General features: G+C 36.0%; 21 protein-coding genes and 1 rRNA gene. 10 read left to right on the top strand and 12 right to left on the bottom strand.

From position 1 onward, the window contains the following. Nucleotides 1–47: 47 nt before the first annotated feature. From O4O04_RS16015 to O4O04_RS16005, 3 genes are all read right to left on the bottom strand, one after another. Nucleotides 48–944 (bottom strand): TIGR04452 family lipoprotein, encoded by an 897-nt coding sequence (locus tag O4O04_RS16015; protein WP_272532790.1) that lies wholly within the window; start codon nucleotides 942–944, stop codon nucleotides 48–50. Between the two features lie 337 nt (nucleotides 945–1281). After that, a complete protein-coding gene (locus tag O4O04_RS16010; RefSeq protein ID WP_272532789.1) occupies nucleotides 1282–2226 on the bottom strand; it encodes a hypothetical protein in 945 nt (314 codons plus the stop codon). Nucleotides 2227–2354: 128 nt separating this feature from the next. Next, entirely contained in the window at nucleotides 2355–3296 is a 942-nt protein-coding gene (locus tag O4O04_RS16005; protein WP_272532788.1) for a TPM domain-containing protein, read from the bottom strand. 169 nt (nucleotides 3297–3465) lie between these two features. Here O4O04_RS16005 and rrf point away from each other — a divergent pair. Next, nucleotides 3466–3582 (top strand): 5S ribosomal RNA (gene rrf / locus O4O04_RS16000). 120 nt (nucleotides 3583–3702) lie between these two features. Here rrf and O4O04_RS15995 read toward each other — a convergent pair. Continuing rightward, complete coding sequence (locus tag O4O04_RS15995; protein WP_272536045.1) at nucleotides 3703–4560, bottom strand: IS3 family transposase; 858 nt, start codon at nucleotides 4558–4560, stop codon at nucleotides 3703–3705. A gap of 14 nt (nucleotides 4561–4574) precedes the next feature. After that, nucleotides 4575–4880: a transposase gene (locus O4O04_RS15990; protein ID WP_272532654.1), complete on the bottom strand. Its 306-nt coding sequence runs from the start codon at nucleotides 4878–4880 to the stop codon at nucleotides 4575–4577. Between the two features lie 535 nt (nucleotides 4881–5415). On the opposite strand from O4O04_RS15990, the gene O4O04_RS15985 reads away from it, so the two are divergent. Together O4O04_RS15985 and O4O04_RS15980 are read left to right on the top strand one after the other, a co-directional pair. Further along, nucleotides 5416–6108, top strand: coding sequence for an LIC_13076 family protein (locus tag O4O04_RS15985; protein ID WP_272532787.1), 693 nt, complete (start codon nucleotides 5416–5418; stop codon nucleotides 6106–6108). A gap of 3 nt (nucleotides 6109–6111) precedes the next feature. Further along, complete coding sequence (locus O4O04_RS15980) at nucleotides 6112–6795, top strand: Ig domain-containing protein (RefSeq protein ID WP_272532786.1); 684 nt, start codon at nucleotides 6112–6114, stop codon at nucleotides 6793–6795. A gap of 161 nt (nucleotides 6796–6956) precedes the next feature. Here the strand turns inward: O4O04_RS15980 and O4O04_RS15975 are convergent, their stop codons facing one another. Further along, the gene (locus O4O04_RS15975; protein WP_272532785.1) at nucleotides 6957–8930 is read right to left on the bottom strand and encodes a sensor histidine kinase; all 1974 of its coding nucleotides are present in this window, start codon (nucleotides 8928–8930) and stop codon (nucleotides 6957–6959) included. A 261-nt stretch (nucleotides 8931–9191) separates the two neighbouring features. On the opposite strand from O4O04_RS15975, the gene O4O04_RS15970 reads away from it, so the two are divergent. Together O4O04_RS15970 and O4O04_RS15965 are read left to right on the top strand one after the other, a co-directional pair. Then, nucleotides 9192–9989 (top strand): hypothetical protein, encoded by a 798-nt coding sequence (locus O4O04_RS15970; protein WP_272532784.1) that lies wholly within the window; start codon nucleotides 9192–9194, stop codon nucleotides 9987–9989. 113 nt (nucleotides 9990–10102) lie between these two features. Then, entirely contained in the window at nucleotides 10103–10876 is a 774-nt protein-coding gene (locus O4O04_RS15965) for an enoyl-CoA hydratase/isomerase family protein (protein WP_272532783.1), read from the top strand. Here O4O04_RS15965 and O4O04_RS15960 read toward each other — a convergent pair. Together O4O04_RS15960 and O4O04_RS15955 are read right to left on the bottom strand one after the other, a co-directional pair. After that, the gene (locus O4O04_RS15960; protein ID WP_272532782.1) at nucleotides 10871–11311 is read right to left on the bottom strand and encodes a MarR family winged helix-turn-helix transcriptional regulator; all 441 of its coding nucleotides are present in this window, start codon (nucleotides 11309–11311) and stop codon (nucleotides 10871–10873) included. The two genes, O4O04_RS15965 and O4O04_RS15960, sit on opposite strands and share 6 nt — an antisense overlap. Before the next feature lie 80 nt (nucleotides 11312–11391). Next, nucleotides 11392–12234 carry a lysophospholipid acyltransferase family protein gene (locus O4O04_RS15955; RefSeq protein ID WP_272532781.1) on the bottom strand — a complete coding sequence of 281 codons (843 nt, stop codon included), beginning with the start codon at nucleotides 12232–12234 and terminating at the stop codon, nucleotides 11392–11394. A gap of 95 nt (nucleotides 12235–12329) precedes the next feature. On the opposite strand from O4O04_RS15955, the gene O4O04_RS15950 reads away from it, so the two are divergent. The 3 genes from O4O04_RS15950 to O4O04_RS15940 are packed head-to-tail and all read left to right on the top strand — an operon-like array spanning nucleotide 12330 to nucleotide 16228. Next, on the top strand, nucleotides 12330–13355 hold the full coding sequence (locus O4O04_RS15950; RefSeq protein WP_272532780.1) for a phosphatase PAP2 family protein: 1026 nt from the start codon (nucleotides 12330–12332) through the stop codon (nucleotides 13353–13355). After that, nucleotides 13348–14640, top strand: a complete 1293-nt coding sequence (locus O4O04_RS15945; protein WP_272532779.1) for an oligosaccharide flippase family protein — start codon at nucleotides 13348–13350, stop codon at nucleotides 14638–14640. The genes O4O04_RS15950 and O4O04_RS15945 overlap by 8 nt, the downstream gene beginning before the upstream one ends. Next, complete coding sequence (locus tag O4O04_RS15940) at nucleotides 14624–16228, top strand: hypothetical protein (RefSeq protein ID WP_272532778.1); 1605 nt, start codon at nucleotides 14624–14626, stop codon at nucleotides 16226–16228. The genes O4O04_RS15945 and O4O04_RS15940 overlap by 17 nt, the downstream gene beginning before the upstream one ends. A gap of 8 nt (nucleotides 16229–16236) precedes the next feature. Here O4O04_RS15940 and O4O04_RS15935 read toward each other — a convergent pair whose 3' ends face one another. The 4 genes from O4O04_RS15935 to O4O04_RS15920 are packed head-to-tail and all read right to left on the bottom strand — an operon-like array spanning nucleotide 16237 to nucleotide 20793. After that, nucleotides 16237–17121 (bottom strand): ATP-binding response regulator, encoded by an 885-nt coding sequence (locus O4O04_RS15935; RefSeq protein ID WP_272532777.1) that lies wholly within the window; start codon nucleotides 17119–17121, stop codon nucleotides 16237–16239. Nucleotides 17122–17137: 16 nt separating this feature from the next. Beyond that, nucleotides 17138–18541 carry a PDZ domain-containing protein gene (locus tag O4O04_RS15930; protein WP_272532776.1) on the bottom strand — a complete coding sequence of 468 codons (1404 nt, stop codon included), beginning with the start codon at nucleotides 18539–18541 and terminating at the stop codon, nucleotides 17138–17140. Next, on the bottom strand, nucleotides 18528–20006 hold the full coding sequence (locus O4O04_RS15925) for a S1C family serine protease (RefSeq protein ID WP_272532775.1): 1479 nt from the start codon (nucleotides 20004–20006) through the stop codon (nucleotides 18528–18530). Before O4O04_RS15925 ends, O4O04_RS15930 begins: the two co-directional genes overlap by 14 nt. Continuing rightward, entirely contained in the window at nucleotides 19993–20793 is an 801-nt protein-coding gene (locus O4O04_RS15920; protein ID WP_272532774.1) for a hypothetical protein, read from the bottom strand. Before O4O04_RS15920 ends, O4O04_RS15925 begins: the two co-directional genes overlap by 14 nt. A gap of 167 nt (nucleotides 20794–20960) precedes the next feature. Here O4O04_RS15920 and O4O04_RS15915 point away from each other — a divergent pair, with 167 nt between their 5' ends. Together O4O04_RS15915 and O4O04_RS15910 are read left to right on the top strand one after the other, a co-directional pair. Then, on the top strand, nucleotides 20961–21809 hold the full coding sequence (locus tag O4O04_RS15915; RefSeq protein ID WP_272532773.1) for a rhodanese-like domain-containing protein: 849 nt from the start codon (nucleotides 20961–20963) through the stop codon (nucleotides 21807–21809). A gap of 135 nt (nucleotides 21810–21944) precedes the next feature. Beyond that, nucleotides 21945–24200 carry an alpha-glucosidase gene (locus tag O4O04_RS15910; RefSeq protein ID WP_272532772.1) on the top strand — a complete coding sequence of 752 codons (2256 nt, stop codon included), beginning with the start codon at nucleotides 21945–21947 and terminating at the stop codon, nucleotides 24198–24200. Nucleotides 24201–24209: the final 9 nt, after the last annotated feature.

The raw sequence follows: 24209 nt of genomic DNA, 5'->3' as shown, positions 1-24209 counted from the left end.
CCAGTTTGTTCAAGACAAACTGGGAATCAAGATCTAAATCGAAAGATTTATATTACACCTAAGAAACCAACTTCTTCAAGTTTGCAAGACTCACCCTGCAGAATTTCAGTTGAGAAAGCAGGAAGATTGATATCTGCAAACGATGGACTATTCGAATTGCATGCTTGTGCTGCAGTTGAATCAGTCGAGAACTGATTTATTCTTGCACTGAGCAGAGCTGAACTTAGAACCGAAATCGAAACGATTGAATTTTTACACTCTTCTACCGATTCTTTTTTGTAATATTTACTTTCATCAATACCCGCAACAGATTTGAAAATTTCTGGTCCGAGAATTAATCCTGTAAAATTGAATGTACTTCCAGACGACGTAGTGCTGGTCGATTGTCTTTTCAACCGAACAGTCGCCGCACCATTGCAATAAATTGCAAGACAAGAATTAGAGCTTGTCGAAGTAATCGATCCCGCAAAGGAGCTAGAGATGGTAGTGCCAGCAGAGACGGAAGTTAGATTGGTAGTTCCACAAAATCCTGTTCCAATTGAGTATCGGCAGGATGCTGTTCCAGTAATTATTTTCGCGCTAATCGGAGATGAGAAAGTAACTGTGTCTGATATTGCCTGCGAACGAAAATAGCCACCTGATGCAGTTGTAGTTAAATCTACTGTAGCTTCATTGATACCTGGTGTCGTAAAATTTGCTGTAGATGTCGTTGTCGCAAGTGGAGAAATCGCATTAGCATCCGCTGTACACGTAACATTTGAACTTGTAGATGTGCTCGTTGAAGAAATGCCAGATAACAAAATAGGAAATGCGAGAAATCCTGCCGATGACTGGGCTTCCTCAATCTCTTTGATGGCATCACTGCCTTTTATTCCGGTTGGTGAATAGATGTTAGCACATCCAATGCTAACTAAAATAGTAAATAGAAATAGAATTTTTTTCACAATAATCTCCATGAAATTGGTGGGTTTTAGCATATCATGATTAGTCGGATAAATGTCGATCCTTTTTTATTGGAAATAATTATTAATTTCTTTGTATAATTCTAAATTGTAACAATCAATTGATACTAATTTGAGCCTTTTTAAAGGCTACTTTTTATTAAAATTATTAAATCAATTCAGTAGAATATGCTTTTTATCGAATGCAGGTTGATGAGCAGTGAACGATCCATACCTAAAAAAGTAAATACCACGAAAGCAGAAGACCAATTCAATTCAAGTTGATCATTCGTAATTGATTTGAATTGCTGAAAAGAAAGAATGAATTTTTACCAAATTATCAAATTACTCCCAGGATTCCCACTTCTTCCATTTCGCATAAAACTCCTTCTAGCACACTTCCAAATAAATTCAAAGTTGAACTATCGAAACTGGGAAGCGGAGTTAAACATTCATTTGCTACAGCATTTTCATTTCGAAATTGCTGCACAGATCCTTGTATACTGGAAAAAGTCAAAATTCCTACAAGTTCAACCGATTCTTTACACTTATTAAATGAATCTAGAGTATAGTATCGATCTTCATTAATCTCTGTTAAGCTATTAAATATTTCGGGTCCAATCAAATAAGTCCTTGGATCAAAGCCAGGATTAGCAACTGGTGTGGTCAGTGAATTGATTGTATTTCTTAATCGCAAAGTTTCCGTATTTGATGTGGTTATCGATTTATCGCAACGAATAGATACACATTGTCCATTTTCAACTAGTATGCTTGCTGTTGTATTTCTAATTAGTTTTGCGTTTGTTAAGTTTGTTGGAAAATTTCCCGAGCAGCCTGATTCATTGGAATAAACACAGGTATAATTGGAATTACTAAGAAGTTTTCCTGTTAAATGCGTTGTTGATACATTCACTCCAGCTGAGCGAAAATAGTAAGTTCCAGAATTTGCTGGTAGGACAAGATCTACAATAGCTTGAGAACCATCTGCAGAAGGTTCCAAAATTGTAAAGGAAGTAGGAGAAGTATTGGAAGAAGACCCGGTGACTGCGATCGAATCGGTCTGTGAGCAAGTTGAGTAATCAAAATTTTCTAACGAAGTACTGCTCACATCAAGTGTGGAAACTGTGATTCCATACGACAGACCTCCAGAATTCGTTCTTGCTTCCTCAAGCTCTGCTAGGGCATCACTTCCGCGTATAGAATTAGGTGCATAGATATAGTTGCAGGTCGTCATCGGTAAGAATAAGCTTGCTAGAGTTACAAATTTTATATAGAATGCTTGCATTAAATCGTTCCTAAAATGTTCAATGATCAATCATAAAACTTCGAATACGAATCAATACGATAGAGTATTCGATTATTTGGTTATGAAGAGATCTATTTATAGAATATCAGACGAAATAAATTATTTATTTACCAACTTCCTGAGGAACCGCCTCCTCCAAAACTACCACCGCCACCACTGAAGCCTCCACTAAATCCTCCGCCTCCTCCAGATGAACTGCCACCAAATCCTCCACTACTTTCATATCCGCCTGAATATCCGGAATTAGCCAATAATCCTGGTCTTTTTCCAGAAAAAATCATCATAAAAATTCCTGTGATAAAACTAATTATGCCAGTAATAAAAGTTGCCATTACCCAGGAATTGAGTAGGCGAGAGAGAATAGAAGTTAATAGTATTGCGATCAATAAAAGGATCAAGGTTCGTCTTTTGGATCCGCCTAAGTTCAATAAAATTCCGAAAGAACCAAATAGTATTCCAACTCCCATAAATATTGCATGAAAAATCCATTGATCATCTTCATTAACACCACGGACTAAGCCTGTGTCTGAACTAGGTTTTGCCGCTGGTAATGATTCACCACGAATTAGTTTTGCAATATACTCGCAACCATTGAGAATGCCTTGTTCGAATTCTCCTTTTCGAAAAGAGGGGAGGATGAATTCATTTAGAATTCTTTTCGCAATCACGTCCGGAATTGCACCTTCTAGCCCATAGCCCACTTCAATACGTACTTTTCTATCTTCTTTGGCAACGATTAGTAAGACTCCATCATCAATACCCTTACGTCCGATTTTCCATTTTTGAGCTACTCGTATAGAAAATTGTTCAATAGTTTCTGGTTGAGTAGATGGAAGAGTCAAAACCACAAGCTGCGAACCTTTCTCTCGTTCCAGAGTAGCTAAGCGATCCTCAAGCAAACTCTTGTTAGCTTGTGATATGATACCTGCATTATCAACAACGCGACTAGTTAGCTGTGGAATGGAAACTAATTCTTGACTCGACAAAAGATTAACAAATCCACTCGCAAGAATTATTATAAGGATACTGAAATGATTTATTCTTTTCATAAAAACAAGTTCACATTTAATTATAATGAGAAGCAATGTCAACCTTAGTATTTATAGCTGTAATGATTCGTTCATTCTGGGCGGTTAATTTTTTATTTTAGTTCAAATTTTTCGAGTAAATTTTCTAATATTGTATTGCCAAAAGGAAGCAGTCTCAGACTATGGAATTCCTGGTGATATTGGAGAGGGGGAAATACCCGTTCCCATCCCGAACACGGAAGTCAAGACCCTCATCGCCGATGGTACTATATGGTTCGCTGTATGGGAGAGTAGGGCGTTGCCAGGACAGTCATTATATATAAAGCAAGCGCTTCGTTATGAGGCGCTTTTTTTGTGTTCAGATGCTTAATGCGAATTGGCATCGCCCACGACTTTTTGGTACTCCCCCTTTTTTTCGGACAGTAAATTAGGCAGTTCGCATTTTATATAGTTTTTTGAATTCGCTAGGTGAAGTAAAGCCTAAAGTAGAATGAATTCTTTTCCTATTGTAAAATATTTCAATATATTCGAATAAACTTTGTTTTGCTTGTTTCATATCATCATACCTTACATGCCTTATCAATTCAGACTTTAATATTTTAAAAAAGGATTCAGCTACAGCATTGTCCCAACAATCGCCTTTTCTACTCATACTTTGCTTCATTTCACTTTCCTGTAATTTTCTTCGAAACTCCCTAGATGCAAACTGTATGCCACGGTCAGAATGGAATATACAACCTGGCTCTGGTTTGTGTAAATTGAAAGCATTATCAAAGCAGGTTATTAGTGAATTAGATTCTAGGCTTTCGCTTAGATCCCAACCAACTATTTCTCGATTAAACAAATCGATTATCGTAGTTAAATAAAACCAACGAGATTTTACTTCTATATAGGTGATATCTGAACACCATACTTCTCCAGGTTTTGAAGCATTAAATTTTCGATTTAATATGTTTGGAGAAATCTCATTAGAATGTTTTGAGTTCGTTGTTACGACTCTAAACTTTTTCTTGATTTTACTGCGAATTTTCGCTAATTTCATTAATCTTTCTACAAGTTTTCTATTACATAAGTATCCCTCTGTAATCAATGTTTCATAGATTTTTGGGCTACCATATATTTCTTCTGATTCTATGTGGATACGTTTTATCTCAGATAGCAATAGCATATTAAATACTTTTCGTTTACTTAATCTTCTATTCTTCCAGTTGTAATAACCAGACCTAGAGACTTCTAAAGTCTTGCACATTTTCACCACTTTAAAATATAATACGTTATCTTTAATGAATTGATACTTATCTATTTTTGTTGTGGGTCTCTTGTGAAAATGCCTATTGACTTTTTTAAAATTAAATTCTCAGCTTCTAATTGCTGGATTCTCTTTTCTTTTTCAATAAGTAAACTTTCATAATCTTTCTTCCCCTTTTTATTGGGCTTAATTTCTTGTTTCACTTCAGCCATATATTTCGTTCTCCAACCTCTAAGGGTAGATTCTGGTATTCCTAATTCTTTGGCAGTAAAATTACACCTACATCCATTTTCCAAATACCGTTTCAGTGATTGGATTTTGAACTCATGAGGGTAGTCTTTGGGTCCTTGATACATTTGTTTCTCCTTAGCGAAGAACCATTTTTTCTGTCCAGTTTTTTGGGGGAGTACCATTTCATGATGAATTTAGGATGCGATCACGAAAGTCGCTTTCTCGCTTCCTCTGGTCGCTGCGAAATGTTGCCAGGACAGTCATTATTTATAAAGCAAGCGCTTCGTTATGAGGCGCTTTTTTTGTGTTCAGATGCTTAATGCGAGTTGGCATCGCCCACGACTTTTCATGATGAACTTGGGATGCGATCACGAAAGTCGCTTTCTCGCTTCCTCTGGTCGCTGCGAAATGTTGCCAAGATATTTGTTTATAAGAAAGCCTGAAGACACCTCAGCTATCCCGAAATAATATATGTTTCGCTGAATGACAGACTCGGCTATCCATAGGGAGCAAGGCTTGGACGTAAGACAAGCTGACAAGCGCGGTCGACGGGGGTGGAAGTAGCCAGTTCCAGGACAGTCACTATTAACTGAATTCCCATGATAAATCATTCTACTGGATTATGAATTTCATAAAAAATTTATTTCGTAATCGGAAAAAATGAAAAATCGAATGACATTATTTTTTGCAGAAAAAAGCATCAATGAAATGAAATATTTTTATATAACATTCATAATATCAACAACACTCTACCGATGTTCTTCTATCCAGGAGATTTCTGCGAACAAAGAGGACGAAATAATCCTTGCATCTTCGTCGCGTTCTTGTAAAGTGATTGGTGAACACGCGCGGTGGAAAATAGGCTATGGAAGTTTTCCGCTCTATATTCGTAATTCTGATAACTTATTCCCATCGTCTACTAAGGCTTACCGAGTTAGAGAATCCTCCAAATGGTATGATGTGTTAATATCTGTTGTCTTGGGTTTTTCCCTAACAATAAGCAAAGATACGTTAGTCGTAGAAGAGTGTCCGTTGCCGATCTCTTTAGAAAACAAGATTGCAAAAAGTTTGGATTCAGATAATGAGCTCTTCCAAAAGTTACTTCAAGAGTCGATAGATAATCAATTGAGTGTTAAACAGAAAGAATTTGATGAAGTTGTAGAAGCTACTCTTTCTCAATATGAACAAAAGTTAAAAATTAGGAATGATTTACCAACAATTTGGTTGAAAGGTGGAAAGATTTTTCAAGGCAAAATTTTACGTCAAGATGCTGAAGGAATCGAAATAGAAGACGCGGCAGGGACTAAAAAGACAATTTCAAAAGATCAAATCTTAAAAATCAAGATGAGGTAGAATATGGGGAAATTATTTATTGTATTGACTTTATCAAGTTTAATCTCTAATTGCCTGTTCTATCATCTAGAACAAGACAAGATTGAAGAAGATGGAATTGGATTGATCGCTAGTCTTGTTGGGCTTATTGCAAGTTCAAATTCATCCAATGCTGCTCCTTCTTCGTTGTTCTATGCAGGCAGCCCTTATTCCTGGACTCGAGATTTAGAAATTTCAACGATTGCTCCAACATTTAATGGATCAGTATCGAGCTGCATATCATCACCAATACTACCAACAGGAATTCTTATTGACAATTTAAACTGCGCAATCAGCGGAACACCTACGGTATCCCAATCTGATTCTAGTTATACGATCACTGCAGCGAATTCTAATGGAAGTACAACAGCAAATATCAATATAAATATCAATGTCGTCTTACCTCCTTCTTCTTTAAGCTATGTAGGCAGTCCTTATACTTTTGGGGTTGGTCAAGCCATCACAACTCTAACGCCGACATTTTCCGGATCGATAACCAGTTGTACATCATCTCCAACATTACCCTCAGGACTAAGTATTGACAATACAACATGCGCAATCAGTGGAACGCCTTCCGGACCACAAGCATCGACAATTCATACCATCACTGCAAGCAATGCGAACGGTAACACAACTACGACTATTGATATAGAGGCCTTGTTTTTGTAGCTCAATTATACTATACTACGACTCCCTAATTAAGGCGTCCTATTGTGTCATAGGATTGATTCTGTATCATAAGTGAGAAGTCAATCTTGTAATTCATAAGCATATGAATGCAACGCAAGTCTGATGCATTGCACTTTGATATCATTCAGTCTACTGTCCGATCAGATTATTTCCAATCCGATAATTGATACATTTGTTCCTTCGCCTAACATTGATTCTACATGAAGGCTTCCGCCATGAGCTTGGATCAATTGTATGCAAATACTCATACCAATACCAAAACCTTTTTCTCCAGCAGTTCCGTATTTGCTCTGCTGTTTATTACCTGCTATTAGATTTTTCTTTGTTTCTTCCGTCATTCCCATACCTTGATCAATAATAGAAAGCGCATAGTTTCCATTTATCTGGCTGAGTTGCACAACAATTGTTGAGGATTCTGGACTAAACTTAACCGCATTTAGTAAGATATTGCGAATCACTTCGCCAATAAGAAAGCGATCTAGGTTTGCTTGGTATTTTTTATCTATTTGAATCTCAACATTTTGAGACTTCGCTTCTGTTTCCGAACGCATTGATTCTACAACAGAATTTATGAGTTCTAAGAGATTGATTTTTTCTTTGGTCAGTGTAAAGTATCCGGTCTGAAATCGATTGAGGTTCAGCAAATGTGATATAGTTGATAGGGAATGTCGAATCATTGCACGTGATGATTTGAAAATTTGTTTCTTCTCGTCTCTGCTCATTTCCTCATCTTCGAGCAATTCAATAGCTCCATAAAATGATGCTAAAGGAGATCTTAAATCATGAGCAACTAATGATATCAGATTGTCTTTCCAGACACCTGCCTCATCTGCTTTCTTCTTTTCGATTTTATATTCATTGGTTCGAATCTCTACTAATTTTTCCAGATTATTGGAAAGGTCTTCTACCCGATCAAATGCTTTTGCAAATCTTCTTGATATAAAAAATGATTGAATCAAAACAAATAAAAAGAATCCGACATGCGCATAATATCCCGTATCAATAAAATTTCTTGTATAAGAAATATCATTCAATACAAATACAAAGAAAACAAAAAATCCAAACAACGCAATCGAACTTCCTTCTGCTTTATCCACAAGAGCCTTCACTAAAACATACATACCAAATATGCCAGTAAAAATTATTAAGTATTCAACATGAGGAGTAAACTTTGTAAATATATTGGCTGGAAATAATATTACTATTAAACAAAGTGTGAGCAATAGTCCAAAGAGTGATACAAAGATGATTTTATTTGTTTGCTTTGGAAAAATCGAATACAAGTATCCGAGTAAAGTTGGAATTCCAAGGTAAAAAGCAAAGAATTCAATTCGCAAACCCCAATCAATTGAAAAGTTATCAACACCCAATAGTTGGTACAAATAATGTTCACCTGTAACTAAGCTACGAAAGCTTAAAATAAATAAAAATAATCCAAAATATAAAGTGGATTTATCTTTTCTGTGAAGAATGTATAAACCAAAATGATAAAGAGACATTATTAAAAAACTACCAAAGATAAAAAAATCTAATGCAACTGCGTTATCATGAAAAGAATTGATTTGAGTATGTTTTCCAATTTTTATAAATCTCCATAAACCAGCTTTTATATGATCATAATTGCTTACTTGAATTAGAATTTCCAATTCCTCTTCTTGAGGTAGTTGGATTACTTGCGGGTGTAGAAATCCGATTGATTCAGAGCGGCTAACACCAACTTTTCCAACACTTAAAATGTAGTCTCCATTGATATAGAAATTATAAGCCGTGGAAATGGTTGGAATATAGAGTGAATAAATTTCAGATTTATTTGTTAGAATCTTAAATCGATACGTACCATATCCATGGGGTTGTAATCTTAAATCAGAATTCTCATTGGCCACATTCCACGCTGTTCCAATTTTTATAAGAGATCCTTCAGAGTTCAATTCAGCTTTGTTCGGATCAATCAATTGATTCCAATAAAATTGGATATCTCCTTCGAGCTTTAATGGCTTACTGAAATTCCAAGATCGAATATCCAGAACACCGTTCTCAAATCTCGGTGTCGGGGACGAGAGCAATTCCCCTGAAATACCTATGATATAAAAAAATATTAACAATCTTCTCAACATTGCTTCTCCATTAATAATCCAAGTTCCTTCTTGAGAAGAAGTTTCCAGGTAAAATGTTACTTAGTCCATTCGATTAAAATACAATGCGATTATTAGGAAAGGATTCTAGAAATTATTTGAAATAAATTGACTGTTATATCTTTTAAGTTTTTCATTTTTTTGTTGGAAATATACCATTTCATTCGTTCTTTTATTTCAATCAAATGTTCTAGTATAAAAGCTTATGATACTATTTTAAAAATCTAATTGATTTGTGTTAAAATGATTACAATTCTGTTCTTTATGTCCGCACAGAAATCAAAACAAGAAGCACTCATATTTGATTCCATAGATAAAGAGAAAATACTCTCGGTAAAAACTTATTTTCTAAGTGATTATGGAGAAAAGTTGATTCATAAAATTATTTCCACTATACTCACAAAATACAATCGTATGGATTTACTCGATATGTCTTATTCTGCTGCAAAAGAATTGGTCATTAATGGAACTAAGGCCAATCTGAAAAGAGTTGTATTTAAGGATTTGGGATTAGATATTTATGATCCGAATGATTACGCAAAGGGCATGCTGGAATTTAAAGACAATCTGGCTGAAGAGAAAGTTATAGCTTATAAACCAAAATTCAAAAAGTACGATCTTCCAGTTATTTGTACAATGTATTTTAATCAGAATGTTTTAAACATTAAAGTAAAAAATAATTTTCCTCTTCTCGCTCAGGAAGAAGAAAAAATTCGAACTAAGTTTGATCGAGCAAAATCTTTTTCGAGTTTGATTGATTTTTTTATGGAACATGGAGATGAGTCCGAAGGTGCTGGACTAGGGCTTACCATGGTTGGAATCATGCTGGATGAGTCCGGTGCGAACAAGCATAGTTTTAGTTTATATTCAAGTCAAGAATTCAATGAAACAGTTGCAAAAATTGAAATTCCACTCAATGACGATTATAAACTCAAGAGGGAAGTCTTCGAAGAGGAATGGTCTAAGTCAGGACTAAGCAAAGAAGAATTTCGTAAAAAATTCAGTTATACATACAAAGAATTTGAATTTGTGAACTCATAGTTCCAATCATAGAATTCGCCAATCTCAACCAGAATAAATGTAAAACATTCCTTGACAGAGAGGGATAGACTTTTTATTTGGTTAGATATCTAACTAAATGGGAGATGGGACTTATGATTGATTTCAAAATCGAAGATGGAATTGGGATTGTAGAACTCAATATCAATGAAGGAAATAGTTTTGATCTTGTGAGTTTTGCAGAGTTGGACAGAATTATCAACCAAATACAAAATAAATCAATGTATGCGTTGATTATTCGCAGCAGTCGTTCGGGTGTATTTTCACAAGGTCTGGATTTGCAAACATTGAAGAACGAATCTGACCCAAAAAAAATTGAAGATTTTCTAAGTTATTTTTTTGGAATATTGAAGAAAATATATGATCTGCCAATTCCAGTATTGTCCGAAATTGGCGGACATGCTTTGGGCTATGGTGCTATGATTGGACTTGCCAGTGATTATCGATTTGGATTAGAGGGTTCAAGATGGGGTTTGCCAGAAGTGAAATTGGGAATTCGAGTTCCAAGTTTTATCACTTTTTTATTGATGAATGTTATTGGACAGAGACTTGCAACACAGCATGTTCTAGAAGGCAATGCTATTAAGACTGCGGACGCTTTTAGAATGGGAATTCTTGATGAAATATATAAAGATACTGAATCTTTGAAGACAGCCAGCTTAAAATTTGCGAAAAAATTCTCGAAAAATTCTCATTCAGCAACTGTTTCCACCAAACAAGGATTTAGATATTTGGATCGTGACTTGAGTTCAATCATTGATCAAGATAAGCGATTGACTTTTGATATTTTGAATTCACCAGATGCTAAGGAAGGAATAGATTCTGCGACATCGGGAAGACGACCAGAATTCAAAAGTTTAATTCTATAAATTTTGATTTTGGCAATGGTTATAAATTTTATTTAAAATAGGATCTAAAGTTGAGGACTCTTCGGGACTGATTCCCCAGCTTTTCAAGGAAAGAAGTTTTGTACTAATTCGATAAGCAATAGGTCGAAATTTTTTTCCTTCATTTGTTAGATAGATTTTTGTTTCTCTTTTATCTGTATCAGAGTAAGTCTTTTTTACTAAACCAAGAGATTCTAGTTTTTGTATTAGGATTGTTACGGTTGGTTTCTTACGTTGTATTTCAGTGGCGATCGATGACATATTGCAGGCATCACCTTTGCGAAACAAGAATGTGAGAATTTCAAAATGAGAAGCCGAAAGACTCGGATAGCCTACCTTGGATAATTCAACTTGAATCCTTTTGTCTAAGAATTCACCAAGCCTACCTATATACTTAATGGATACAAATCTTTTCAATGTAAGAGTGTCTGTATTTGATAAAAACCCATATTAGCAAATTGTTATAAACATAAGCTAGATTCTAGTATCTTGCTTACTTAAAGCTTAGTCACAAATTTTCTTGGCTTACCTCTTCTTTCATGATGATCCTTTAAATAATAAACTCTTTTTTCTAATTCTTCTGTAAGCTCTTTGGCAGCTTTCTTTTCTGGTCCTGTTGGAAAATCTTTTACAGGTATCGGCTGACCAATATTGTATTTAATTTTTGCCCGAAATGCCGCTCCCGAAATAAACGCTTCAGGTTCGGACATTTTGTGCGCACCACTGATACCGGACGGAATGATCGGAACTCCAGCACGAATCGCGATCTTTGCAGCTAAGGCTTTGAAAGGACTCATGATTCCTGTCTCAGATCTTGTTCCTTCGGGATAGATGCTTAGAATCTCCCCAGATTTCAGAATCCCAACCATATAGTCTTCGAGTTGATTGTAATAATCCATTGCCGCTCTTTTGTCCATACTCTCACCGTAATGATTGCGGATGATAGGCATCCCGCCCCAATGTTGCATATTCTTCGAAAATGAACTTCCCATTCGATTGAGTAGTGTGCGAATCAATGGTTTCGTAAAACTCAATGGAGGCATAGAAAATGGTGATTTCGGTGAATCGATATAATTCATTATATCTTCTTGAGGATGAAAGAGTTCATACTTCGCTAAATAGACAATCTTTCTGGAAATATTGGCTCCTTGAACTGGAACATCAAGATAATCAGTATGATTGCAAATGAGAACAGCACCGCCTGTCTTCGGAATAAAATCTAAGCCTGTAATTTCAATGTCATAGACAAGATCAATAAGTTGTTTTAGTAAAAATTTAGGGATCTCACGCGGGATAAGGAGTAAATCTTCAACGCTATCTACAGTTTCTTCGGGGCTCATAGTTTTTTCCTTACCAAGCATAGTTTTAATTTTACTAGGAAAATCAAGGAAAAATCAGTTGATTTCATTCCGTTTGCCTTTTGATTTAGAGGAATATGGAATTTTCCGTTCTTTTTGAAAATGATTTACTTTTTGGTATAGGAATTTTGGAGTCTCTGCATGCTTGGGACAACTATTTGGGGACTTTTTTGTATTGGATTTCTTGGATTGGGCACAAGCTAGGAAGCAATATATTTTTTATGGCTCTTCTCTCTGTCACCTATTTAGTATTCAATCCTAGATTGGGAATAGGCTTAGGTTATGCATTGCTGAGTGCTGGGATCATCAATTCCATTGCAAAATTTATTTTTGAAAGTCCAAGACCGAACGGATTGTCCAGTGAAATTACGAATCTGCAAGCGTCAGCGGAAGAATTCGCTTTTGGATTTCCATCTGGACATGTCCAAGCAACCACTGTTATGTGGGGATTTCTTTTCTTTCGAATCAAAAATATCTGGGTTCGATCATTAGCAATTTATGTTATATTGATCATGCCTTTTGCAAGAATGTATATGGGAGTTCATTATCTGGGAGATTGTTTGGGCGCTCTATTTATGGGCGGTTTGAATCTTTGGTTTATTCTCTGGTTTACAAATCGATTCCCAAATTTCCCTGATTTGGGTGATTCTCAAATTACTACGCGAGTGACTCGGACTGCAGTTCTTGTAACAATTGCAACAACTCTATCACCAGTTCTTCTCTATAACAATCAATTGAGTTCTGGACATATTTTTTCTCTCAACACATTGATCTCTTCGTCTGCTGCACTTGGTGGATTCATTATAGGAACCATGTTATTGAAGATTGGTTCATTTCGAACGGAAATATATTGGAGTTCGTATAAAGAAAGCTTGGCGAATCCAAAAGAGTCTCTGGCAGTACGACTACTGGTTCTTGTTTTCGGATTGATATTTTTCTATCTGATTCCAGGTCAGATTCTCAAATCATTTGATTGGGGAGATGAAGTTTTAATTCGATATTTCCGTTATTTAATAGTAGGACTCTTTTTTGTATGGATAGCACCATCGATTCTATTCTATATCAAAGACGGAAAATATTTCAAAAAGAATTTGAATGCGTAGAATCAAACAAAGAATAGGTGAATTCCGATCTGAAATAGCTCGAGCGGGTGTATTCAAAAACTCAATCTACGTAACTATCTCAAAGGTCTTCTCTTCGCTAACAAATCTTATCTTTATGGTTTATTCAGTAAACCTTCTGACAAAACCTGAAAATGGGCAATTTCAATACTATCTTGGTGCCTTTCCTGTGATCTTGGCGATAGCTGAATTTGGACTTCCATCCGCGTTGGTCAAATACATGGCTCCTGTAACCGACCAACCAAAAAGAATTGGTTCTTTGCTACTTGCATCCTTACTTCTTAAGATTTATGCATTGCTTGTTCTTCTTGCGATTGGGCTAATTACATTGGCTTTCTTAAATGAAAATAGTCTGATTGTCATATTATTAATATTAGGTGGATTTCTAGCTTCTTTTGCATCTTATTTTGAAAGCATACTTGTATCCTTTCGTAATTACCTTGCACTTTCGATTTGGAATCCATTGCCCAATCTTGTTCGATTAGGAATATTGGTTTTGCTTGTTTCAACTGGAGATTCTGATATTGGATACATAGACATTATGGCAGTTTACTGCCTGGGTCCAATATTTGTAATAGGAGCATTTTTCTTTATTGCATGGAAAGAGAATCTAGTTTGGTTTTCTGAATGGAAGCTGATTCGACAGGATCAAAAGCATCTTGCTATTTTTAACTCTTGGGCACTACTTGCTTCTATTTTTGCCATTGTGTCAGATCGTTTGGAGATTTTCTTTCTGAAAATGTATCATGGTCCAGAAGCAGTTGCAGAATACGGAACGACTCTCCAATTATTCAGTGGCTTCGTCATCATACTATCTGTTCTCAACTCCCTTGTTTATCCAAAACTTTCTCGTTTGGTAGATTCACCAGAATTCCGTAGTTTTCTTGTTAAGAGTATGCTTGGTGGAGCCTTGATGGCCATTTTGCTATTCCCAGGCTTTTTTCTTGGTGGATTGATCATGGAACTCTTGTTTCGTGGCAATTATTCCAATTCGGTTCCTGTTTTTCAAATGCTGTATCCAAATTTTCTATTGCAGTTGGTTTTTGCTCCACTCGGAATGGCACTGTATGCATTAGGTTTTCCTAAAATGCTTGCGGGTCTTGCTTTACTTCGTTTGATTTTCGGTTTGGTTCTGGATAACCTATTGATTCCTGATTTTGGAACGACAGGTGCCGCATTATCATTGCTGTTGGGACAAATTGTTTCATGGCTACTTCTAGTTGGTTATTTTCTTGCTCTATTTAGAAATCGTGAACAAGGAAACTGATTGTAATTTGTTTTGCAATTTTCATGGAAATATTTCCAAATTTGCAATATGTCTTGGACTTCTTATTATCACACCCAGTTTATATTCCGAATCTTATTCTGAACATAGATTAGATGATGACTTATACCGTCGGGGTGGTGGTAGACAAATTACTGTAAAATCAAGAGCACATAATTTACAATCGGGTTCTGTAGAATATTCGAAAATACAATCGGATCAAAATACGCAAAGTTTGCCGGACAATAAATTTTCTTATATTTGGAACATTTATTCTACTCCGCGATATCTGAGCCGAAAGGGCGGAAGATCAGAAGATTTACAATCTGGCTATCAGTCACAATTGCAGATAGATCCAGAATTTGCTTTTCTTGCTAAAACTGGATTGTTTAAATTTTACACGGTAATTTCACCGAGCATTTCGTACGAAGAAGAACAGATTGTTCGGAAGCAAAGAGAAACTCTTCGTGATGGTGAAATTATTATTGGTTTAGAAACAAGTTATTTCCAAGATTCAATGAATAGTTTTCTACAAGGTGGAAGGGGTTTTCAAAGATTGGATCGCTATGGATTTATAATGGCCGATCGCATGAATTTTATAGAATTTGGCAATCGGTTCAATCTTGGATTTGGAACTATCGGACTGTCTCTGATAGGTGGGAATTATAATAAATCTCAAATGAATCTATCTCCTCGCGTCTGGAATGAGGATCGTTACAATATACATGGCGGATCTTTTATACTAGAAAATTGGTGGAATCTATTTTCCATTCAGCTTTTTTATTATAATCAATTTCAAGATAAGAATCCTCAGGATTTCGGAACTAGCCTAATGCCAGGAGAAAAATCCGGATATTCTGGATTTGATTTTATAATAAAGAATTTCTATGAAGGATTCTCATTTGGTGGTGGTTTGATCCAATTCGATATAGAAAAAGATTTCTATATGGATTATATATATATCGAGAATCCAAAAATATCCCACTCATCTAGATTGTATTTTGGTAAATTAGAATGGACTAATCGAGATTGGTATATGGATCTTGGATTTTTTCTAAGAACCAATGAATGTTATAAACCAATGAAGGGTTCAATTCAGATGTTGGGAGGAAGTTCTTCTGCTTTAATTGGAATTCATGATTTTTATTCACTTGGACAATTTGCAACAAATGATCAATCCAACTCTTCTTTTAGAAACGGAGAAGTCTCTACTAACAATAATCACAATGCCAATCTAGCAACTCGAAATCTCGATCTCAATAGGTTTCAGAACTTTGGAATAAATTCTGGGGCAATGCAAGTCGCAGGTCTTCATATCTCAAAAAGTTGGGTATGGTTGGGGGAGAACTGGGACACTGGAATCTATCTGAATTCTAGCAATTCTTATCTTGGGCGAGGCTTGGAAGGTATTCTTCGGTTTGGTTGGAGTGGACAGATTCGGGAAGATAAAAATAGTTTTGCATTCGTGAGTGTTGCACAAGCTAGAATCACCGGTGCGAAGGAAGTGTCAGAATTTGTGGAAGGATTGGATGAGAAAAGATTACAATCAGACTTTATTCAATTCTATATATCTTGTGGAATTAAATTGTAACTTACAATCTAGACAGGCTTCAAGTAGCGTACGATTCGTACACTATTCCCAATATCATTGTATTCGATTTCATCTACATTTAATTTTGTAAGAAAAATTCCTCGTCCAGAATATAGATTTGCTGTCGGATTCTTGAGGGGATCTGGAATTGAGCTCGGATTGAATCCATTGCCTTCATCGATAATCTCAACTTGAATTTTGTTGTAATTGTAAGACGTGTTGATGGTAATCTTCTTATCAGTTTCGTCACATTTTTTTTCTACAAGATTGAAATAGTCTCCACTATCTTCGAGAAATTTCTTTTTCTGATTGTAATCAATTCCTGCCGTTCCATGTTCGATCGCATTAGAAATCAGTTCATAAAGGGTTACTTTGAGTGCAAGGATATCATCTTCCTGAATGTTTGACAAAGATCGCATTCTATCTGTTATGATATTTACGAAATAGTTTATCTTCCTAATTTTTGGAGCAAGCACATAGACACTAGTATCGGATTCATGAACTAAATCACCGGCACGGAAAACATCTTTTGGTTCAAGATGAAGCGATTTGAATCTTTCTAGGACTATCCGAAGGCTTTCTATTCTGAAAGGTTTTAGGAAAAAATCTACAGCCCCCATGCGGAACGTATCAATTGCCAGTTCGATATTGCTATCACCAGTGATGATAATAAAGGGAGTAAAGATAGAATCTGCTCGTAATCTACGAATAAATTCAACACCACTCATTTTTGGTAAGCTAATGTCTGTTATTATTAAGTCAAATTTTGAATTCTTAGCAAGGCTTAATGCTTGGATTCCATCTTCTGCAAGTTCTAATTCATATTCAGATCCAAGCGTGATCTGAAAAAGCTCACGAATAGATGGTTCATCATCAACAAATAGAATTCGCATAATTTAAATCAGAATTTCAATCTTCACCCAAATTGTCGAGTGAATTAAGCTTATAGTTTCGTAAAATGTTCTCATCGACTGCATTGAGCGTGCTTCGGCGAAAGACAACTTCCTTGCCCCCGGAAAATTCAATTCTTACAAATTCTTCATTGGAATTTCTTAATATTTTTTTCAATTCTTTAAGATTGAATACATTCATTCCATTTACTCGGTTTACGATAAGATCTTGAAATTCCTGATAGCCTTGGTTCTTATCATCCGGTAAGACTCGCGAAAGTATAACAACTCTTTGTCTATGGGGATGTGTCTTGGTTTGAAAAGATTCCAATATATAGAGTAGCTTTTTTTCCGAATTTCTTCTATAGTCTTCACCGAATTCTTTGAGGTATGCAGATGTTAATTCTGTAAAAAAGAGTCCTCCTGCAATTAAATAAGGAGGCGATGAATAAGGATGGGTTTCAGGAACCAGAAAATCTTTATCATGAAATGGATTCAATTTATAGCTTAATTTCGAATCAACTCCATTTCGGAAATATTTTATTTCCACAGTGGATCCTACCGATCTAAGCGATGAGGATTTTCGAAGTAGGCTATCTAGTGCTCTATCGCCCACCAAATAATCTGGAAATTTATCTAGATTCACTCCATTGATTTGGTAAATTGCATCACCAGGCAATAAATGAAAAGCGGGTCCAACACCCGGATAAACTTTTGAGACAACGATTCCTTTTCTTTTGTTCGGAAAATGATATGTTCTCTCACTTGATGTTAATGCGGATTCAAATTCAAAACCAGGATGTGGAATTTGAAAATTGTCGTTTGAAGCATTTGCAATAAATGATATATATTCTGCTGGAATTAGGTATTTACCGTTCTGAATTCCACAGAGGATATTTTTTTTGACAAGGTAGTCGTCAACCGATTCAGCCATCCTATAGAATCGAAGTGGAACCATAGAAAAAGAAAACTTAAGATATTCGTAATTGCCCAATCCACAGATCTTTGCACTGGTTTGTGGATTGATTATAACTTTCGTCATTCCATAATTTTCTTCCGCTTTCAGAATAATAAAACCTGTGGAAGAATCGTATCGATGAATTACCAATCTTGCATTGGGTTCTCCGCTTCTATCCAATTCAGCAAAAATGGGTTTCTCATTGGGTAGAGTCATCGTGAAGAAAATACCTTCACCTATTCTAATTGCTTGCGAAGTTTTTCTAATGGGTTCTCGTATCTGCCAAGGATTTTGATGGGATACTTTTTTGAAGACAACATCCACTGGAAGAGAGTATGACTGCTCTTCTGAATACAGATTAGTATAAAAACTCGCTAATAAAAGTACAGTTACTGAAAAAGAATGGAATATAAACTTATTTTTCAAGTTGATATGACTTGTTTTTGGAGTTCTATCTAAGTTCATTTTCTACTCCATATCTTTTCATAACTCGAGTATTGATTTTTTTTATATTTTCTGGAGTGAGGACAATTGGAAGATCAATTCCTCGAAATTTTAAAAGTATTGGTTCATTGTGAAATCTTTTCCAAAACATTTGAAATTCTTTGATATCTTTAGGTGCATATCCATTGATTGTCTCTAAGACTTTGTATTTATATCGATTGTTTCTAAAATTTTCTGGATCGTCAAAAACATAACTCAACAAAATGTCTCTCTCACCAAATCTGTACAATTTGTCCTGGATGAAATAGCTAAAATGGTATTTGGCAGAGCTATCCATCAAGGATGGATCAACACCAGAAAAAAATACTCTCGATAGAGGTTGGAATACTAAACCTGCATTCAAATAGAAAATTCCAGAATCTTCACGATATAAATCTAAAGATTCAGTTAAACCTAGATTCGCAGTTGCTTTGAATTTCTGCCCACCTCGGTAAAAATAAAATCTTACTGAATCTCCAACAAATTTATTTTCGATGTAGTCGACTAAGCTCACTCTTTTCTCAGCTAACACTTCGCCTTCATTGTTTATGAAATAGTCATCGACTCGATAAATATAGTCTTGCTCCTTTAAATAATCGAAAAAGGAACTTTTGGGATAGATTGAATTTAGTAAAATACCTTTTGTATCTAGAGGTATTTTGGAATATTCTTTTATTCCACTTGGATATCCAGATTGGTATGTGAATCCTAAATTTGGGAAACCGTCATATTTACCATCTTCAACATCTTTTAGAAAATGTTGAATTACTGTGGTTGGAATTAAGTAGGCAATATCTCTTCCTGTCTTACTAATCTGGAATGCGATTCCTATGATTTTGTCACCTTGAAAAGCGGGGCCTCCAGAATTTCCTGGAAATACCGAGGCTTTGATTTTTATCACATTCCGGAAATCCAATCCACTAAAGGAATACCTTAACTTTTCTAAACTTAGAACATTTCCCTTTTCTACTGTTAGGTTCTCAGTTCCATTGGGATATCCGAGAACCAATAATTCAGAACCTAAGGTTGGCAATTGATCAGCGAAACTAAATATTTTTACCCCTTGGTTGAAATCTTCATCCTCAACTTCGAGCAAGGCGAGATCGCAATCTGTCGCAATATGTTTTATTTTTGCTGTATAGGCTTTCTTTTTATTATAATGACGAATTGTGAGAAATTTGGAATCCATCACAACGTGCGCATTCGTCAATACAAGATTAGGTGCTATAATAATTCCAGAACCAAGTCCGGTTGTAAACGATTCTTTCATCCAAGGTTTAGTTCCGGATTCAGTAAGAAAGCTTTCGTTTTTTACTAGGACAACAGATTGAAAAACCTGATTGAATACAGTGCCTTCATTGGGTTGAGAATTCAAAATAAAAATTGGATAGAAGAATAATAAAAGTATCCAATTTTGATTTATAAATTTTGATCTATTGCTTATCATATGGATATATCCTTTCTTCTTCCCATTGAATTCTATCCCCAGACCAACTGTTCAATCTCATAGATGCTAGAAATTTCGTGCCTACTGGAATATTTTGTCTATAACTATCCCCAACCAAAACTTCACCAAATTTATTGGCTTTGATTTTAACTAAGGAGACGATGGATTCTTTAACGCAAGTTATATTGAATTCGTGATAGATTTGATTGTCCCAATAGAAATCATGATTTGCACCAAGGTATTCAAGTGGACAACTTGAATCAAAAAATATGGAAAGATTGGGTTTTAAGGATTCATTATTTGAGTTTCTAGCAGCAACATTGATAAAATAGTGAAGATTTGGATTAGACTCGGGTGCATTTTGTACTTTTGTCAGTGGTTTTTCTCTCAGATTGGAATCGCTCCAATGCTTCCCATCGAGTATCGAAATAGAAATATATTCTCTATTGCCAATGGATTGTAAGGAATTTATCTTAAAGGATCGAATATTGAGATTGGGTTTTTGTCCAAAACCGATGAATCCGTCGAAGGCTTGACCTCCACATTGGAGAGAATAGTAAGAAACGGAGCGAATACGATCTCTTTCCCACATCCTACATGGGCTTGATTGGAAAATTATTGACTGATTTATCCAATTGAGCAGACTTTTTCTTGATTCTGCATGCTTCATTGTCACAGATTTCTCAAAAATGTCCAAAGACATCTCGATTGATTGAGTTTTCCCTTGGGCATGGCTATAACTCGCCCATGCAAACAAAAGGAAAACTAAAAAGAAGAATCTGAGCATATAGATTACTTATCGGATACTGAATAGGTAAATTTTAGAAACCAATATTTTCTTAATCGATTATGTCATATAGTTTTGGTTTATTTTTTTCGGTTTCATACTTTTAAAATTTTACCTACCTGGAAAATATGGAAATCGTAGACATAATCTGAATTTAGGGCAAATCATTGAACTGGAACTTTTTAACACAAGAAATCAAAGATAACGACTTTTTAATCGATTGCCGTACTTTGAACGCTTATGAAGAAGAAACATTGGTAGGTGCATACTACTATTCATTCATAAAAAAAGCATTCGGTTCTGATCCTGAGTCATATAAAAAACTTGCGAGCCCCGTGCATGCAGTAATGGCTGAGATTCAAAGTAGCGGATCCAATCGAGTCGTCGTTTTTGATGAAGGAATGGGGATGTATGCCGCAAGGATGTTATTTTTTATACGATCCATGGGTTTCAAAGAAGCTTATTTATATGGCGGTAAATGGCCAATAGAAGGCAAGAAATCTCAAGGCCAAAAGAAAATTGAACCGCCTATCGAAGATAAATTGAAGCCAGTAGAAGGCGTCGTTGATAAAGCATTTATGGAAAAGAATTTGACTCGTTTGCAAATTTTTGATACGCGAACTAAAGAAGAATATGATGGTAAGATACCAAGACTTACCAGTCCTGAAGAAGGAACTTTATGCGGAAGATTGCCAGGTTCATTTTTATGGGATTGGAGAAATCTTTTTGACAACGATGGAATGATCATCGATAAATCTATTTTTCGAAGAAGAATGAACGGCTTTCCTTTTATGCCAGAGCGACCGACCGTTTTGTACGATTACAATGGTGCAAGATCTTGTCTGCTTGCTCTCATGTTGCGAGAATTTGGTTACCAAGAAGTTTATACGTATCAGGGATCTTGGTTTGAATACCGCAAGTCCAATCTACCGAAGCAAGCTACTTCAATCTTTGGTGCAAAAAATCCAACTCCAGCACCTCCTCGTGTTGGTGGAATGGACAAGAAAAAAATTTAGACATCGTACTATGATAAACTATCCGTTGATATCGCAGAGAGAAATAGAATATCTTAGAAATCAATTTTAAAAAACGGTTGCTCGGAATAGATTGTAGGCAAAAACTTTGCTTACAGTTTGTTCTCTGGAGTGGCCATGTTCGTAAACTATCGTATTCAAAAAATTATTTATCTCAGTATTTTTTCGATTTCTATATTCATTTCTTGTAATCCTAGCAATCGGCTCAAATGGGAAAATGTCTCCAATCTTGAAATAATTTCCTTAAGCCAAAAAATGGAGGCAATCCTATCGGAGAAAGCTATCCAGATCAAAACTTCGCAATCATCCACTGCAATCATGGAACTTCCATTAACGGAAGCATTTATTACCGCGGGAACAGGAGAGGCAGAAGTTAGTTATAGAATGGCAGCTTTCGGATTCAAAGATTCTATTCCAAAAGTTTGCAATGAGCAATCCATAGATTCAATCAAATCAGTCTCAGGTAACTTGGTAATCGAAGGTAAGCTCTCAGGCAAAGGCTGCGACTCTGCCTATACTGCTAAATTTATTCCTAAAAATCCGAGGGAACTAGAATTCATCATCGAACTTGCAGACAAAAGTCTCAATCGAATCTGGTTTACGCAAATTACATCAAAAGACGAAAGAATTTTTGGATTGGGAGAACAATTTTCGCATTTTGATTTTAAAGGTAAGAAACCATTTCTATTCACGGAAGAGCAAGGAATCGGAAGGGGAGACCAGCCAATTACAGCCGGGGCAAATCTTATCGCTGGAGCAGGCGGAAATGAATACACTACGTACGCTCCCATCCCGCACTATATAACAACGGCTAACCGACAGATATTCTATGAAAATACTGGTTATTCCAAATTTGATTTTACTTCTTACGACCGCACTACTGTAGAATTTTGGGATGCAAACCTAGAATCTGGATTGAGAGGAAGGGCTTGGGTTGGAAGCGATCCAAAGGAGTTGATAGGAGCTTATACCAGTCACACAGGAAGAATGCCAGAAATGCCAGATTGGGCTTACGGAACCATCTTAGGCTTGCAAGGTGGAACCAAAAAAGTTACTGAGATTGTTGATAATTCTTTGCAAAAAGGCAATCCAGTGTCAGCACTTTGGATCCAAGATTGGTGTGGTAGACGCGTTACGAATTTTGGTGATCAGTTACAATGGCGATGGTATGCTGATGAATCTCTCTACCCAGATTTTAAAAAATTCGTATCAGATATGAATCGTAAAAATGTAAAAGTTCTTGGCTATATAAATCCGTTTCTTGCGGACACCGATCCCAAGAAACCAGGTGGCGATAGTTTCACCAATCCTATGTTAGAAGAAGCTAAATCTAAAGGATATTTGGTTCGAGACAAAACAGGCAATCCATACTTGATCACAACGGTTGGGTTTCCGGCTTATCTAATTGATATCACCAATCCAGCAGCTATTCGTTGGACTAAAGATATTATAAAAAAGAATATGATTGGAACAGGACTATCTGGATGGATGGCTGACTTCGGGGAATGGCTTCCTTACGATGCAGTTTTGCATTCGGGTGTATCAGCAAGAAATTATCACAACCAATATCCTGTAGAATGGGCTAAGCTCAATCGAGAAGCAATTCGTGAAGCAGGTAAAGAAGGACAGATTGTATTTTTTACAAGAGCTGGATTTTCTTATTCCAATAAGTATTCAACCTTATTTTGGTTAGGTGACCAAATGGTAAGCTTTCAAACCAATGATGGCTTACCTTCCGCCGTTCTTGGTATGATAACTTCCGGAATTAGCGGGATATCGCTCAATCATTCAGATATTGGCGGATACACAACAATTTCCAATCCATTAAAGAACTATCATAGATCGAAGGAATTGTTGTTGAGATGGGCTGAGATGTCTGCTTTGAGTCCGATCTTTCGAACACACGAGGGCAATCGTCCGCTCAAGAATTGGCAATCGTATCAATATACATCTCCCGAAGCAGTGAGTTCACAATCGGATGAAGATACGGAGCTTAGGTTTGCCGCCCTTGGTAGATTGCATTATATGTTAAAAGATTATTTGAAAATCTATACAAAAGAAGCCAATAAAACAGGACTACCCGTTGTACGAGCACTCTATCTGCACTACCCAAAAGATCCTAATACATTCAATCTCAAATACCAATATCTATTGGGTGAAGACCTACTTGTGGTACCAGTTGTGGATTCTGGGGAAACTTCTGTAAAAGGATACTTTCCAGAAGGAAGTTGGAAGCATATTAGAACTAAAGAAGTTGTAACTGGCAACCAATGGAAAAAGATAGAAGCAAAGTTAGGTGATCCAGCTGCCTTTATTCGGATAGGTAGTAAGAACGAAGCATTGCTAGAAAAATCTTTATCCAATTTGAAGTAGATTGAAAGT

Origin of the sequence: Leptospira sp. GIMC2001 (assembly GCF_028462125.1) — a bacterium.
Classification (GTDB): Bacteria; Spirochaetota; Leptospiria; order Leptospirales; family Leptospiraceae.
The sequence above is the reverse complement of the archived record's forward strand: the minus strand, read 5'-3'. Positions and strand labels throughout refer to the sequence as shown.